This is a genomic window from Pseudomonas sp. Tav-5-1A, assembly GCF_055755055.1.
Genome location: NZ_CM146901.1, coordinates 4757637 through 4771940 on the forward strand (window position 1 = coordinate 4757637; position 14304 = coordinate 4771940).

A 14304-nucleotide genomic window follows, 5' to 3' on the forward strand; every position below is an offset into this window, starting at 1 on the left:
GCGCCCCCATGCGGGGCGCCGCAGCCTTCCCTTCTCCACAGACTCCCCTGCCCCGGCCTGCAACGTTGCAGCCAGGACAGCGCACGTGCCTGCGCGATGGTCTCCCCACTGCCAACTGGGGAAAGCAGCGCCATGAATTTCACCCTGCTCAAAGAATTTTTCGCAGGCTTCCTGCGGACTCGCCACATCGCCCGGCACTTCCGCCGCCTGGCGCTGTTCGAAAGCCTGAATGACGCCAACGTCAGCCGCGAGATACCCCCCACCCTGGCCCACAGCCTGGTGGCGGCCGCCGGCGGTGACAGCCAGGCCCTGCTGGAACGCCTGGGCAGCCACGCCGATGGCCTCAGCGAAGCCCAGGCCCAGGACACCTGCGCCCGCGTGGGCCTCAACGAGGTGGAGCACGAGCAGCCGCTGGCCTGGCACGTGCACCTGTGGCAGTGCTACAAGAACCCCTTCAACCTGCTGCTGACCCTGCTGGCCATCGTCTCGTTCATCACCGAAGACATGAAGGCCACCCTGGTGATCGGCAGCATGGTCGTGCTCTCGACCCTGCTGCGCTTCTGGCAGGAGGCGCGCTCGAACAAGGCCGCCGATGCGCTCAAGGCCATGGTCAGCAACACCGCCACCGTGCGCCGCCGCAACGCCGACGGGCACCTGCGCGTGGAACTGCCGATCAAGCAGCTGGTGCCCGGCGACGTGGTGATCTTCAGCGCCGGCGACATGATCCCCGCCGACTGCCGCCTGCTCAGCGCCAAGGACCTGTTCGTCAGCCAGGCCGCCATGACCGGCGAATCCATGCCGGTGGAGAAGTTCGTGCAGCTGCGCGACCCGGCCACGCGCAACCCCCTGGAGCTGGACAACATCCTGTTCATGGGCACCAACGTGGTGTCCGGCGCCGCCAGCGCGGTGGTGGTCGCCACCGGCAACGGCACCTACTTCGGCGCCCTGGCGCAACGGGTCGGCGCCACCGACCGTGCGCCCACGGCGTTCCAGACCGGCGTCAACAAGATCAGCTGGCTGCTGATCCGCTTCATGCTGGTGATGGCGCCGCTGGTGCTGTTCATCAACGGCTTCACCAAGGGTGACTGGATGGAAGCGGTGCTGTTCGCGCTGTCCATCGCCGTGGGCCTGACCCCGGAAATGCTGCCCATGATCGTCACCTCGACCCTGGCCAAGGGCGCGGTGTTCCTGTCGCGCAAGAAGGTCATCGTCAAGCGCCTGGACGCCATCCAGAACTTCGGCGCCATGGACGTGCTGTGCACCGACAAGACCGGCACCCTGACCCAGGACAAGATCTTCCTCGCCCGCCACGTCGACGTGTGGGGCCAGGAGTCCGATGAAGTGCTGGAGATGGCCTACCTCAACAGCTACTACCAGACCGGCCTGAAGAACCTGCTGGACGTGGCCGTGCTGGAACACGTGGACGTGCAGCGCGACCTGCAGGTGGCCACCGCTTTCCGCAAGGTCGACGAGATTCCGTTCGACTTCAACCGCCGGCGCATGTCGGTGGTGGTGGCCGAGCACGACCAGCACCACGTGCTGATCTGCAAGGGCGCGGTGGAAGAGATTCTCTCGGTGTGCCACCAGGTGCGCCACGGCGACCAGGTCGAGCCGCTGTCCGACAGCCTGCTGGCGCGCATCCGCCAGGTCACCGCCGAGCTCAACGCCGAAGGCCTGCGCGTGGTGGCCGTGGCCGCCAGCGAGCGCCCGCCTACCCAGGAAAACTATGGCATCCATGACGAACGCGAGCTGACCCTGATCGGCTACGTGGCCTTCCTCGACCCGCCCAAGGAAAGCACCGCGCCCGCGCTCAAGGCCCTGGCCGCCCACGGCGTGGCGGTGAAAGTGCTGACCGGCGACAACGAGCTGGTCACCGCCAAGATCTGCCGCGAGGTAGGCCTGGCCCAGCAAGGCCTGCTGATGGGCAACGACATCGAGGACATGACCGACGCACAACTGGCCGTTGCCGTGGAAACCACCAACGTCTTCGCCAAGCTGACGCCTGCGCACAAGGAACGCATCGTGCGCCTGCTCAAGGCCAACGGCCACGTGGTCGGCTTCATGGGCGACGGCATCAATGACGCCCCGGCCCTGCGCACTGCCGACATCGGCATTTCGGTGGACAGCGCGGTGGACATCGCCAAGGAAGCGGCCGACATCATCCTGCTGGAAAAGAGCCTGATGGTGCTGGAAGAAGGCGTGCTGGAAGGCCGTCGCACCTTCGCCAACATGCTCAAGTACATCAAGATGACCGCCAGCTCCAACTTCGGCAACGTCTTCTCGGTGCTGGTGGCCAGTGCGTTCATCCCCTTCCTGCCGATGCTGCCGATGCACCTGCTGGTGCAAAACCTGCTGTACGACATTTCGCAGATCGCCGTACCGTTCGACAACGTCGACGACGAGATGCTGATGAAGCCGCAGCGCTGGCAGCCGGGCGAGGTAGGCCGCTTCATGCTGTTCTTCGGGCCGATCAGCTCGGTGTTCGACATCACCACCTTCGCGCTGATGTGGTACGTGTTCGGCGCCAACAGCCCGGAACACCAGACCCTGTTCCAGTCCGGCTGGTTCATCGTCGGCCTGCTGACCCAGACCCTGGTGGTGCACATGATCCGCACGCCGAAAGTGCCGTTCCTGCAGAGCCGCGCGGCCATGCCGTTGATGGTGATGACCGGGGTGATCATGGCCATCGGCATCTTCCTGCCCATGGGCCCGCTGGCGCACTACTTCAAGCTGCAGGCGCTGCCGCCGCTGTACTTCGCGTTCCTGCCGGTGATTCTGGTGGCGTACGTGGCGCTGACCCAGGCCATGAAGCGGTTCTATATCCGCCGCTTCGGCTGGCAATGAAATAGGCGTGGGAGCTGGCTTGCCAGCGAGCTGTTGAGGCCCTCCAACAGCTCGCTGGCAAGCCAGCTCCCACAGACTCTCAGTTGCCGGAAAAACGGTCGCGGCTGTTGGTGAGGTGCAGCACCATCGCCGCCCGCGCGGCGTCCGGGTCCTGCTTGCGGATGGCGTTGAGGATGGCCTCGTGCTCCTGGTTGGCCAGGTAGCCCAGGCGCGCGAAGTCGGCGTCGCCGCGCTCATCGCCCTTGACCCGCGTGCGCGGGATCATGGTGTCGCCCAGGTGCTGCATGATCTCGGTGAAATAGGTGTTGCCGGTGGCCTCGGCGATCAGCTGGTGAAAGCGCTTGTCCTCTTCCACGCAGCTGTCGTTGTTGGCCAGCGAGGCCTGGTAGTCGTCCAGCGCCTGGCGCATGCGCCGCAGCTGTTCATCACTGCGGCGCACGGCCGCCAGGGCCACGGCCTGCACCTCCAGGCCCATGCGCAGCTCAAGAATGCCGCGCACGCTGGCGGCGGTGTCCAGGCTCAGGCGCAGCCCCAGTTGCGATTCGCGCTCCAGCACGAAGGTGCCGATGCCGTGGCGGGTTTCCACCAGCCCCGAGGCCTGCAGCTTGGAGATAGCCTCGCGCACCACCGTGCGGCTGACCCCGTGCTCGCGCACGATGGTCGGTTCGGACGGCAGCTTGTCGCCGGGGCGGAATTGCCCCAGCAGGATCTGCTGGCTCAGCACCTCGACCAGGTCGTGGGCCAGGCTGGTGGCGCGCTTGCGCGTGGGGGCGTTGCTTGGGTCGTGCATGCCAACACATTCCGCGAAATAGTCAGCCCCAAGCTTACCACCGAACCCCCGTAGCAGCTGCCGCAGGCTGCGTCCGCCCCACGCGGTGTATCAGCCATAGGCCATGGCGGACGGGACGCGGCCTGCGGCCGCTGCTACGGGGTTAGTAGCGCCGCGTAGGCCAGGGCCATCAGTGACCAGGCCAGCAGCGGGTGGAACACCAGCCGCCACGCCCGCGCCTGTGGGTCGAAGCCCACCCCGTGCACGTAGCCGGCGGCAATGCCCCACAACATCAACATCAGCACGCCGTGGCTGTACTGCCCACGGCTGTCGAGCAGCAGCACCGGGTGCAGCAGCAGGATCAGGCTCAACGGCAGCACCAGTGCCAGCGACAGCCAGCGGCTGGCGGGCCGGCGCAGCGGCCCCAGGGTTTCAGCGTGCACCGCTGCCCTCCTCGTCCAGCGCACCGGACGCCTCCAGCCACAACGCATTGATGATGCCGAAGCTGCACGCCAGCAGCACTCCCAGAATCCAGGCGAAATACCACATGTGTTCAGTCCTCAGTAAAGGCCGTGGGGGTTGTCATTGATGTGCGCGGTGGTGACGGTGCCCCACATTTTCGCGTAGCACCACAGCGTGTAGCACAGGATCAGCGGCACAAAGATCGACGCCGCCACCAGCATGATGACCAGCGTGGTATGGCTTGACACCGCGTCCCACACGGTCAGGCTGGACGCCGGGTCCAGGCTGGACGGCATCACGAACGGGAACAGGGCGAAACCGGCCGTGCACAGGGTGCCGACGATGGCCAGGCTGCTGCCCAGGAAGGCGATGCGCGGCCGGTCGCCCAGCGCCGCGAGCAGCGCCAACAGGCCGCCGAATACCCCCAGCAGCGGCGCGATGGCCGTGATCGGGTAGGTCACGTAATTGCCCAGCCAGCCGGGATTGCCCGCTGCCACGGCCTTGGCCAAGGGGTTCAGTGCCACGTTGGGGTCGAAGCTGGAGCTGATTACCAGGCCGTTGATATTGCCGGCCGCAAGCCAGGCACCGGCACCCAGGAATGCCGCCAGGTAGACGAAGGCCAGCCCTTGCGAGACCTTGCGCGCCCGCTGGGCCATGACGCCCTCGGTGCGCATCATCAGCCAGGTGCCGCCGTGCAGGCACAGCATGCTCAGGCTGACCACCCCCGCCAGCAGCGCGAAGGGGCTCAGCAGTTGCCAGAACGAACCGTGGTAGCTGCTGCGCAGGCTGTCATCGAACTGGAACGGCAGGCCCAGCAACAGGTTGCCGAACGCCACGCCAAACACCAGCGACGGCACCAGCGCGCCAATGCACAGCGCCCAGTCCCAGCCCCGGCGCCAACGGGTGTTTTCAAGTTTGCTGCGGTAATCGAAGCCCACCGGCCGCACGAACAGCGCGAACAGCACCAGCAGCAGCGCCCAGTACAGCCCGGAGAACGCCGCCGAATACACCAGCGGCCAGGCGGCGAACAGCGCGCCACCGGCGGTGATCAGCCACACCTGGTTGCCGTCCCAGTGCGGCGCGATGGTGTTGATCACCACCCGCCGCTCCTGGTCGTTGCGGCCTACCAAGGGCATCAGCGCCGCGGCGCCCAGGTCGAAGCCGTCGGTCAGGGCGAAGCCGATCAGCAGCACGCCTACCAGCACCCACCAGATCAGCTTGAGGTTTTCATAGTCGAACATCACACGGCTCCTTGCAGCACGGGCGAATGGGCGGCGGCAGGTGCAGCGGCGGCGCCGTTTTCAAAGTGATACCGGCCGGTGTGCAGGCTGCTCGGGCCCAGGCGGGCGAACTTGATCATCAGGTACATCTCGATCACCAGCAGCACGCTGTAGAACGCCACCAACGCCAGCAGCGAACCCCACACGTCGCTTGCCGACAGGCTCGAGGCCGACAGGTGCACCGGCAGCACCTCGCCGATCGACCACGGCTGGCGACCGTGCTCGGCCACGTACCAACCGGTCTGCGTGCCCACCCACGGCAGCGGCAGGCTCAGCAGCGCCCAGCGCAGCAGCCAGCGCTTGCGGGTTTCGTTCTTGCGCGCCGAGGCCCAGAACGCACACACGAACAGCAACAGCATCAGGAAACCGCTGAGCACCATCAGCCGGAAGGTCCAGAAGATCGAGGCCACGCCGGGGATGGAATCCAGGGCCGCCTGCTTGATCTGCGCCTCGCTGGCGTCCACCACCTGGTCGGTGTATTTCTTCAGCAGCAGGCCGTAGCCCAGGTCTTTTTTCACCGCGCTGAAGGCAGCCAAGGCCTGGTCGCTGTGGTCGCCGCCGCGCAGCCGTCCCAGCGCCTCGTAGGCAAGCATGCCGTTGCGGATGCGGCCTTCGTGCTCGGCCACCAGGTCCTTGATGCCAGTGACCTGCTTGTCCACCGAACGGGTGGCGATGATGCCCATCACGTAAGGGATTTTCACCGCGTAGTCGGTGCGCTGCTCAGCCTGGTTGGGCAGGCCGAACAGGGTGAAGGCGGCGGGCGCGGGCTCGGTGTCCCACTCGGCCTCGATGGCGGCCAGCTTGGTCTTCTGCACGTCGCCAATCTCGTAGCCGGACTCGTCACCCAGCACGATCACCGACAGGATCGAGGCCATGCCGAACGCCGCGGCAATGGCGAACGAGCGCCGGGCGAAGCCGATGTCGCGGCCCTTGAGCAGGTACCAGCTGGAAATCGCCAGCACGAAGATCGAGCCGGTGACGTAGCCCGAGGCCACGGTGTGCACGAACTTCACCTGCGCCACCGGGTTGAGCAGCAGCTGGCTGAAGCTCGCCAGCTCCATGCGCATGGTGACGAAGTTGAACTCGGCACCCACCGGGTTCTGCATCCAGCCGTTGGCGATCAGAATCCACAGCGCCGACAGGTTCGAGCCAATCGCCACGAGCCAGGTCACGCCCAGGTGCTGCACCCGGCTCAGGCGGTCCCAGCCGAAGAAGAACAGGCCGATGAAGGTCGACTCCAGGAAGAACGCCATCATGCCTTCGATGGCCAGCGGCGCGCCGAAGATGTCGCCCACGTAGTGGCTGTAATAGGCCCAGTTGGTGCCGAACTGGAACTCCATGGTCAGCCCGGTGGTGACGCCCAGGGCGAAGTTGATGCCGAACAGCTTGCCCCAGAAACGGGTCATGTCCTTGTACACCTGCTTGCCCGTCATCACGTAGACGGACTCCATGATGGCCAGCAGGAAGGTCATGCCAATGGTCAGGGGCACGAACAGGAAGTGATACAGCGCGGTCATCGCGAACTGCAGCCGGGATAGGTCGACGACTGATTCGGAAATCATTTCGGACTCTTCTCAAGGGGGGCGGAGGGGGGGCCGAACAGGTGTCGGCCAAGGTTCGTGCCGTCGTCCTTGACGTCAGCCGCCGGGCCAAACCACACCAGGCGGATCCCCACCAGCAGCACCAGCTTGAGCACCAGCACCAGGGTTATTTCCCGGGCCAGCGGCTTGTTCAGAAAGGCGAAATGAGCGGTCATGGCGGCTACTCGGTGGAGGTGCGCCATTCTTGTAGCGGGGCTTGTTGGTGAAATTGATCCAGATCAATTTCAAATGGCCATCACTGTGTGGCAAAGCGCCACACCGCCTGCCATCAACTCATCATACAAGCACGCTCTGTAGCCGCTGCCGTCAGGCTGCGCTGGCCCTGTCGGTCGCTGCAAATCTCCAGTGGCTGGAATGGCCAGCGCAGCCTGACGGCAGCGGCTACGGCGTAGCGGGTTTTAGATCGGTTTCGTTGCCGCGACCGCGCTGGTTAGATCAACTCAATCCACGAAACCAATTGCTTCAATTCGTCAGCACTTGTACGATGACTGTCAACAGGGGCCACCCTGTCACCTACCCGCATAAAAATAATCAGTGGGAGATTTTGAATTGTGAGCAATTCAACGCAGTCCTCTGCCGTCGTCGACGGCGATCCGCTCCTGGCGCGCGCCGTCGCCAAAGTGAAGAGCCATGTGCTCCCACTCTTCGTCCTGATGTTCATCGTCAACTACATCGACCGGGTCAACATTGGCTTCGTGCGTACGCACATGGAGCACGACCTGGGCATCGGTGCCGCGGCCTATGGCCTGGGCGCCGGGCTGTTCTTCATCGGTTACGCGCTGTTTGAAGTACCCTCCAACATTTTGCTGCAGAAAGTCGGCGCCCGCGTGTGGCTGACGCGCATCATGTTCACCTGGGGCATCGTCGCCACGCTGATGGCGTTCGTGCAGAACGAGACCCAGTTCTACATCCTGCGGGTGTTGCTGGGCGTGGCCGAAGCCGGTTTCTTCCCCGGCGTGCTGTATTACTTCACCCGCTGGCTGCCCGGCGCCGAGCGCGGCAAGGCCATCGCCATCTTCCTCAGTGGTTCGGCCGCGGCCTCGCTGATCTCTGGCCCGCTGTCCGGCGCACTGCTGCAACTGGACGGCCTGGGCCTGCACGGCTGGCAGTGGATGTTCGCCATCGAAGGCATGGTCTCGGTGCTGCTGGGCTTCTTCGTCTGGTTCTGGCTGGACTCCAAGCCCCACGACGCCAAGTGGCTGAGCCGCGAGGAGCAGGACAGCCTGGTGGCCGCCATCGACCAGGAACAGAAGGACCGCGAGGCGCTGCAAACGGTCAAGCCCACCCTGGGCAAGCTGCTCAAGGACGGCCAGATCCTGATCTTCTGCGTGCTGTACTTCTGCATCCAGCTGACCATCTACGCCGCCACCTTCTGGCTGCCCAGCATCATCAAGAAAATGGGTGACCTCAGCGACCTGCAGGTGGGCTTCTTCAACTCCATCCCCTGGCTGATCTCGATCATTGCCATGTACGGCTTCGCCGCGCTGTCGGGCAAGTTCCGCTTCCAGCAGGCCTGGGTGGCCACCGCGCTGCTGATCGCCGCCGCCGGCATGTTCCTGTCCACCACCGGCGGGCCGGTGTTTGCCTTCGTCGCCGTGTGCTTCGCGGCCATCGGCTTCAAATCCGCCTCGTCGCTGTTCTGGCCCATCCCCCAGGCGTACCTGGACGTGCGCATCGCCGCCGCCGTCATCGCCCTGATCAACTCCCTGGGCAACCTGGGTGGTTTCGTCGCCCCGGCCACCTTCGGCCTGCTGGAGCAGAGCACCGGCTCGATCCAGGGCGGCCTGTACGGCCTGACTGCCACCTCGATCCTGGCCGCGGTGCTGGTGTTCTTCGCCCGCACCCAGCCCAAAGCCCCGACCGCCACCCCAAGCGCGCCGCTGCACGGCACCGCGCTGGGCAAGGCCCACTGATTTCCCGAGCACACAGGAACCCGACATGAGCACTCAACGCACCCCCGTCGTCACCCAACTGCAAGTGATCCCCGTGGCCGGCCACGACAGCATGCTGATGAACCTCAGCGGCGCCCACGGCCCGTACTTCACCCGCAACATCGTGATTCTCACCGACAGCAGCGGCAACGTTGGCGTGGGCGAAGTACCGGGCGGCGAACGCATCCGCGAAACCCTGGAAGACGCCCGCAGCCTGGTGGTGGGCCAGCCCATCGGCCAGTACCAGCGCGTGCTCAACCAAATGCGCACCACCTTCGCCGCCCGCGACGCCGCCGGCCGTGGCCTGCAGACCTTCGACCTGCGCATCACCATCCACGCCGTCACCGCCATGGAGGCCGCCCTGCTCGACCTGCTGGGCCAGTTCCTGGAAGTGCCGGTGGCCGCCCTGTTGGGCGAAGGCCAGCAACGCGACGCGGTGAAGATGCTCGGTTACCTGTTCTACGTCGGCGACCGCAGCGCGACGAACCTGGCCTACCGCAGCGAGCCCGACGCCAGCGACGAGTGGAGCCGCCTGCGTCACGAAAAGGCCATGACCCCCGAAGCCGTGGTGCGCCTGGCCGAAGCCGCCAAGGCCAAGTACGGTTTCAACGACTTCAAGCTCAAGGGCGGCGTGCTGCGCGGCGAAGAGGAAATCGAAGCCGTCACCGCCCTGGCCGAACGCTTCCCCGACGCGCGCATCACCCTGGACCCCAACGGCGCCTGGTCGCTGAAGGAAGCCATCGCCCTGTGCCGCGACCAGCACAAGGTGCTGGCCTACGCCGAAGACCCCTGCGGCGCTGAAAACGGCTACTCGGGCCGCGAAGTGATGGCCGAATTCCGCCGCGCCACCGGCCTGCCCACCGCCACCAACATGATCGCCACCGACTGGCGCGAAATGGGCCACGCCATCCAGCTGCAATCGGTGGACATCCCCCTGGCCGACCCGCACTTCTGGACCATGCAGGGCTCGGTGCGCGTGGCGCAGATGTGCAACGAATGGGGCCTGACCTGGGGCTCGCACTCCAACAACCACTTCGACATTTCCCTGGCCATGTTCACCCAGGTGGCCGCCGCCGCCCCCGGCGACATCACCGCCATCGACACCCACTGGATCTGGCAGGACGGCCAGCGCCTGACCAAGGCGCCGCTGCAGATCGAAGGCGGCTTCGTCAAGGTCCCGGCCAAGCCGGGCCTGGGCGTGGACATCGACATGGATGCCGTGGCCAAGGCCCACGAACTCTACAAAGGCATGGGCCTGGGCGCACGGGACGACAGCGTCGCCATGCAGTTCCTGATTCCGGGCTGGAAGTTCGATAACAAGAAGCCGTGCATGGTGCGTTGATAGCGTGGTGTTCCGGACGCGGCCTTTGGCCGCTGCTACGCAGGTCAAGGCCGCGTCCGTCCCCCTTCAATCCTCAACCCCCTCCTCCGGCACCCCACGCTCCCCCTCCACCACATACCCGGTATCAATACTCACCACTACCGACATCCCCGGCCGCAGGCGTTGCGCCTCCGGCTGGTCCTTGTCGACGGTGATGCGCACCGGGATGCGCTGGGCGATCTTGACGAAGTTGCCGGTGGCGTTGTCGGCCTGCAGCAGGCTGAATTCCGAGCCGGTGGCTGGCGAGATGCGTTGCACGTGGCCGCGCAGGCGCAGGTGGTTGAGGGCGTCGACGGTGAAGGTGGCGGGCTGGCCGACGCGCACATTGGCCATTTGGGTTTCCTTCATGTTGGCGATGACCCAGAGGTTGTCCGGCACCAGGGCCATGAGCTGGGCGCCGGAGTTGACGTAGGCGCCCAGGCGCACGCTGATCTGCCCCAGCTGGCCGTCGCGCGGGGCGGTGATGCGGGTGTTGGCGTAGTCGATACGCGCCAGTTCCACGGCAGCTTCGGCGCTGCTGACGGCGGCTTCGAGGGAGGCGCGGTTGACGATGACGGTCTGCAGGTCCTGTTTCGAGATTTCCAGCGCGGCCTTGGCCTGGGCCAGGGAGGCGATGGCCGCGGCGTTGGCAGCGCGGGTCACGTCGAGCTGGCTGCGCGACACCGAGCCGTCGCTGATCAGGTCTTCGTTGCGGCGCAGGTCGGCGGCGCTCTTGCGCGCCTGGGCGTCGCTGTCGCCGATCGCGGCCTGGCGCTGGTCGATGGTGGCTTCGGCGCTGCGCCGCTGCTGCAGGTTGTTGGCCAGGGAGGCCTTGGCCTGGTCCAGCTGCGCCAGGGACTGGTCGACCTTCTGCTTGTAGATGCGGTCGTCGAGGCGCACCAGCAGGTCGCCGGTCTTGACGAACTGGAAGTCCTGCACCGGCACCTCGAACACGTAGCCGCTCAGCTGCGGGCCGATGATGGTGGTCTGGCCGCGCACCAGGGCGTCCTCGGTGCTCTCGATCTTGCTGCTGAACGGCGGCAGTTCCCAGGCGTACAGCACGATCAGCACGCCGACGATGGCGACGCTGGCGAACATCAGCGAGGAAATCACCCGCACCCGCAGCGAGCGTGGCGCCGTGGCAGGCGGGGCCACGCCCTCGGGGGTGGAGGCGATGGCGTTGGTGGTCGTGGTGGTCGGTTCGGTCATGAAGGGGGAGCGCCGCTGGCAGGTACGGAAGGCGGCGCCGGTGGGGCCGCCTGGGTGGTGGTAGTCAGCAGCCACAGGCTGCGGATGAAGATCCAGAGCATGGTCAGCACCGCGACGCCGGCGATGAACATGAACACGTCGTTGTAGGCGAGGATGTTGGCCTCGCGGGTGGCCACGGTGGACAGCGCGCGGTAGCCCAGGTTGGTGCGCGCCGAGGGGTCGGCCACGGTGGAAGCATAGCTGGCCGCGCTGCTTTGCACGCGGGCCACCACCAACGGGTCCATCAAGGTGAGCTGCTCGACGATGACGCTGGAATGGAATTTCTCCCGCACGATCTGGTAGGTGCCCAGCAGCGCCGCGCCGATCAGGCTGCCCAGGTTATTGCAGATACCGAACAGCACCGAGAAGCTGATCAGGTTGCGCGGGTTGGTGATGACATTGCGGGTGCCCAGGGCCATGGTCGGGCCGACGAAGAACGTGCCGCCGAAGGCCAGCAGGAACTGGCTGAAGTACATGTTCCAGGGCCGCGTGAGGTTGTTGGAGAACGAATCCATGTAGGACCCGGTGGCCATCAGCGCCAGGGACACGATCAGCGGCATGAACAGGTGCTCGGGGCGGATGGTCCAGGCGCTGACCGCCAGCCCCGCCACCGCGCCCACCAGCATCACGAAATACAGGCTGCGCATCTGCTCCTGGCTCATGTTCAGCGCCTGCAGGAAGCCCACCGCGCCGGTGGATTGTTCCGAAGCCACCATGCGGATCAGGATCACCCCCAGCGCCAGGCGGATGGCCACGCCGCTGCCCAGCCAGCGGGTCATGAGCATGGGGTTGCTGCGGTTATGCTCGATGGCAAGGCCGGTGAAGATCAGCACGATGGCCGCCGCCGAGGCCCAGCCGATCCACGGCGCGGCCAGCCACCAGTCGATGCGCCCCAGGGACAGCACCGCGCATAGCAGGGCGAAGCCGGTGGCGAGGATGCCGAAGGTGAGGAAGTCCAGCGGTTCGAAGGTCTTGAAGCGGTCGCCGGGGGGCAGTTTGAGCATGAACACGCAGCCCAGGGCGGTCAGCGCCAGGCCCAGTTCGAACAGGTAGAGCCCGCGCCATTCGGCGATCTGCAGCAGGTCTTCGGAGAACACCCGGGCCAGGGGCAAGGCCAGCTGCGATGAGCCCAGCCCCAGCACCAGGGCCTTGAGCCGCCATTTCGCCGGGAAGGCCTGGGTCATGTAATACAGGCCCAGGGAGCTGAGCGCCGCCCCCACCATGCCGTGGGCCGCGCGCACGGCAATGGCCGAGTCGAGGTCGTTGACGAACAGGTGGGCGAAGGTCACCAGGGCGTACAGCACCAGGAAGCCTTCGGTGAACGCGCGCAGGCCAAACTGCTGGCGGAACTTCACCAGCACCAGGTTCATGGAGATGTTGGTCATGACGTAGGCGGCCGGCAGCCAGGCCATTTCCGCCTGGGTGGCGCCCAGGGCGCCCTGCAAAAATTGCAGGTTGGCGGTGACCAACGCGTTGCCCAGGCCGCCGGTGATGGCCACCAGCAGCCCGACCGCGCCGAAGGCCAGGCGCTTGGGCGTGGAATGCAGCGGCGTCGACGGTGAACCGGGCAGCGTCGGCTTTTCGTGGGGCAGCCATTGGTGGGGGGCGTAGCGGTCCATTGGCACCTGTTGGAGTCGGAAAAACGTTGACCCTATGAGGGTACCAGTAAATCCGACTGCAACGGGTTGCGCCAGTTCGCAGGCCTATCATGCAAATCCGTAGCCGCTGCCGTCAGGCAGCGGCTACGGGGTCAGCCGATACACACCTGGCCATCGAACAGCAACCGCGCCGTGCGAACCAGGCCACAGCTGATCACCTGGCCGTTATCGGTGTGCACCGCCACGGTGAACTCGCCGGTGGGATGTTCCACCGCCAGGCGCTTGTGGGCGCCTGCGGGCACCACGCCAAGGCCATCGGCCACTGAGCCGGGGTACAGGCACGCCGTGGCGACGCTGACTGCGCCAAACACGCCGATGGATGCATGGCACTTGTGCGGGATGAAGCTGCGGCTGCTGATGGCCCCGCCCTGTTGCGGCGCCGCCACCAGGCACATTTTCGGCACGGTGCGCGCGCTGACGTCGCCCAGGTTCATGGCTGGGCCCGCCTGCAGGCGGATGGCCTCGATGCGCGCCTTCAATTGCGTGTCGGCGTCCAGCTCGGCGCGGCTTTCGTAGCCCGTGCGGCCCAGGTCGGCGGCGCGGATAAGCACCACCGGCATGCCGTTGTCGATGCAGGTTACCGCCACGCCGTCGAAGGTATCGACGACGTTGCCAGTAGGGAATAGCTCGCCACAGCTGGAGCCGGCAATGTCATCGAAGTCGATGACAATGGCCGCGGAGGTGCCCGGCACGCCGTCGATACGGGTGTCACCGGCGTAGGCCACTTCGCCGCCCGGGGTCTGCACCTGGGCGGTGGCGGTCTGGCCGGTGTTCTCCATGAAGATGCGCACCGCGGTGACGTCGCCGCTGGCCTTGACCAGGCCGCGCTCCAGGGCGAAGGGGCCGACGCCGGCGAGGATGTTGCCGCAGTTCTGGCCGTAGTCCACCCGCGGTTCATCCACCACCACCTGGGCAAACAGGTAGTCGACGTCAACGCCGGGCCGCGTCGAAGGCTTGATGATCGCTACCTTGCTGGTCAGCGAGTCGCCGCCGCCAATGCCATCGATCTGCCGGGCATCGGGCGAACCCATGGCCGCCAGCAGCAGGCGGTCGCGGGCGGCGCTGTCGGCGGGCAGGTCGCTGGCCAGGAAGTAGGCACCCTTGGAGGTGCCACCACGGATCATCAGACAAGGAATTCGACGCTGGGCCAC

Annotated in this window: 12 protein-coding genes; 3 read left to right on the forward strand and 9 right to left on the reverse strand. The window is 66.0% G+C overall.

Annotated features, from left to right (window positions below):
• The first annotated feature begins 132 nt into the window (after positions 1-132).
• Complete coding sequence (mgtA, locus tag AC0J42_RS21780) at positions 133-2844, forward strand: magnesium-translocating P-type ATPase (RefSeq protein WP_416425749.1); 2712 nt, start codon at positions 133-135, stop codon at positions 2842-2844.
• A gap of 79 nt (positions 2845-2923) precedes the next feature.
• Here the strand turns inward: mgtA and AC0J42_RS21785 are convergent, their stop codons facing one another.
• From AC0J42_RS21785 to cydP, 6 genes are all read right to left on the reverse strand, one after another.
• Positions 2924-3634: a FadR/GntR family transcriptional regulator gene (locus AC0J42_RS21785; RefSeq protein WP_473003752.1), complete on the reverse strand. Its 711-nt coding sequence runs from the start codon at positions 3632-3634 to the stop codon at positions 2924-2926.
• A gap of 134 nt (positions 3635-3768) precedes the next feature.
• A complete protein-coding gene (locus AC0J42_RS21790; protein WP_473003754.1) occupies positions 3769-4056 on the reverse strand; it encodes a cyd operon YbgE family protein in 288 nt (95 codons plus the stop codon).
• Positions 4046-4162, reverse strand: coding sequence for a cytochrome bd-I oxidase subunit CydX (gene cydX / locus AC0J42_RS21795; protein WP_416425753.1), 117 nt, complete (start codon positions 4160-4162; stop codon positions 4046-4048). Before cydX ends, AC0J42_RS21790 begins: the two co-directional genes overlap by 11 nt.
• 11 nt (positions 4163-4173) lie before the next feature.
• Positions 4174-5316 carry a cytochrome d ubiquinol oxidase subunit II gene (gene cydB / locus AC0J42_RS21800; RefSeq protein WP_473003756.1) on the reverse strand — a complete coding sequence of 381 codons (1143 nt, stop codon included), beginning with the start codon at positions 5314-5316 and terminating at the stop codon, positions 4174-4176.
• Positions 5316-6917: a cytochrome ubiquinol oxidase subunit I gene (locus AC0J42_RS21805; RefSeq protein ID WP_473003758.1), complete on the reverse strand. Its 1602-nt coding sequence runs from the start codon at positions 6915-6917 to the stop codon at positions 5316-5318. Before AC0J42_RS21805 ends, cydB begins: the two co-directional genes overlap by 1 nt.
• A complete protein-coding gene (gene cydP / locus AC0J42_RS21810) occupies positions 6914-7111 on the reverse strand; it encodes a cytochrome oxidase putative small subunit CydP (RefSeq protein ID WP_473003759.1) in 198 nt (65 codons plus the stop codon). The genes AC0J42_RS21805 and cydP overlap by 4 nt, the downstream gene beginning before the upstream one ends.
• Positions 7112-7588: 477 nt before the next feature.
• On the opposite strand from cydP, the gene AC0J42_RS21815 reads away from it, so the two are divergent.
• Both AC0J42_RS21815 and gudD read left to right on the forward strand, forming a co-directional pair.
• Entirely contained in the window at positions 7589-8869 is a 1281-nt protein-coding gene (locus AC0J42_RS21815) for an MFS transporter (protein WP_416425758.1), read from the forward strand.
• A gap of 25 nt (positions 8870-8894) precedes the next feature.
• The gene (gudD, locus tag AC0J42_RS21820; RefSeq protein WP_473003761.1) at positions 8895-10229 is read left to right on the forward strand and encodes a glucarate dehydratase; all 1335 of its coding nucleotides are present in this window, start codon (positions 8895-8897) and stop codon (positions 10227-10229) included.
• A gap of 66 nt (positions 10230-10295) precedes the next feature.
• Here the strand turns inward: gudD and AC0J42_RS21825 are convergent, their stop codons facing one another.
• The 3 genes from AC0J42_RS21825 to AC0J42_RS21835 all read right to left on the reverse strand — a co-directional run bounded on the left by AC0J42_RS21825 (position 10296) and on the right by AC0J42_RS21835 (position 14304).
• Entirely contained in the window at positions 10296-11456 is a 1161-nt protein-coding gene (locus AC0J42_RS21825) for an HlyD family secretion protein (protein WP_416425782.1), read from the reverse strand.
• Positions 11453-13114, reverse strand: coding sequence for an MFS transporter (locus AC0J42_RS21830; protein ID WP_416425784.1), 1662 nt, complete (start codon positions 13112-13114; stop codon positions 11453-11455). The genes AC0J42_RS21825 and AC0J42_RS21830 overlap by 4 nt, the downstream gene beginning before the upstream one ends.
• Positions 13115-13245: 131 nt before the next feature.
• A complete protein-coding gene (locus AC0J42_RS21835; RefSeq protein ID WP_473003762.1) occupies positions 13246-14304 on the reverse strand; it encodes a 4-oxalomesaconate tautomerase in 1059 nt (352 codons plus the stop codon).

Coding starts and splice junctions, on each gene's coding strand:
- AC0J42_RS21830 (WP_416425784.1), bottom strand. CDS start 13,114: ATGGACCGCTACGCCCCCCACCAATGGCTGCCCCACGAAAAGCCGACG.
- AC0J42_RS21805 (WP_473003758.1), bottom strand. CDS start 6,917: ATGATTTCCGAATCAGTCGTCGACCTATCCCGGCTGCAGTTCGCGATG.
- cydB (WP_473003756.1), bottom strand. CDS start 5,316: ATGTTCGACTATGAAAACCTCAAGCTGATCTGGTGGGTGCTGGTAGGC.
- mgtA (WP_416425749.1), top strand. CDS start 133: ATGAATTTCACCCTGCTCAAAGAATTTTTCGCAGGCTTCCTGCGGACT.
- AC0J42_RS21785 (WP_473003752.1), bottom strand. CDS start 3,634: ATGCACGACCCAAGCAACGCCCCCACGCGCAAGCGCGCCACCAGCCTG.
- cydP (WP_473003759.1), bottom strand. CDS start 7,111: ATGACCGCTCATTTCGCCTTTCTGAACAAGCCGCTGGCCCGGGAAATA.
- gudD (WP_473003761.1), top strand. CDS start 8,895: ATGAGCACTCAACGCACCCCCGTCGTCACCCAACTGCAAGTGATCCCC.
- AC0J42_RS21825 (WP_416425782.1), bottom strand. CDS start 11,456: ATGACCGAACCGACCACCACGACCACCAACGCCATCGCCTCCACCCCC.
- cydX (WP_416425753.1), bottom strand. CDS start 4,162: ATGTGGTATTTCGCCTGGATTCTGGGAGTGCTGCTGGCGTGCAGCTTC.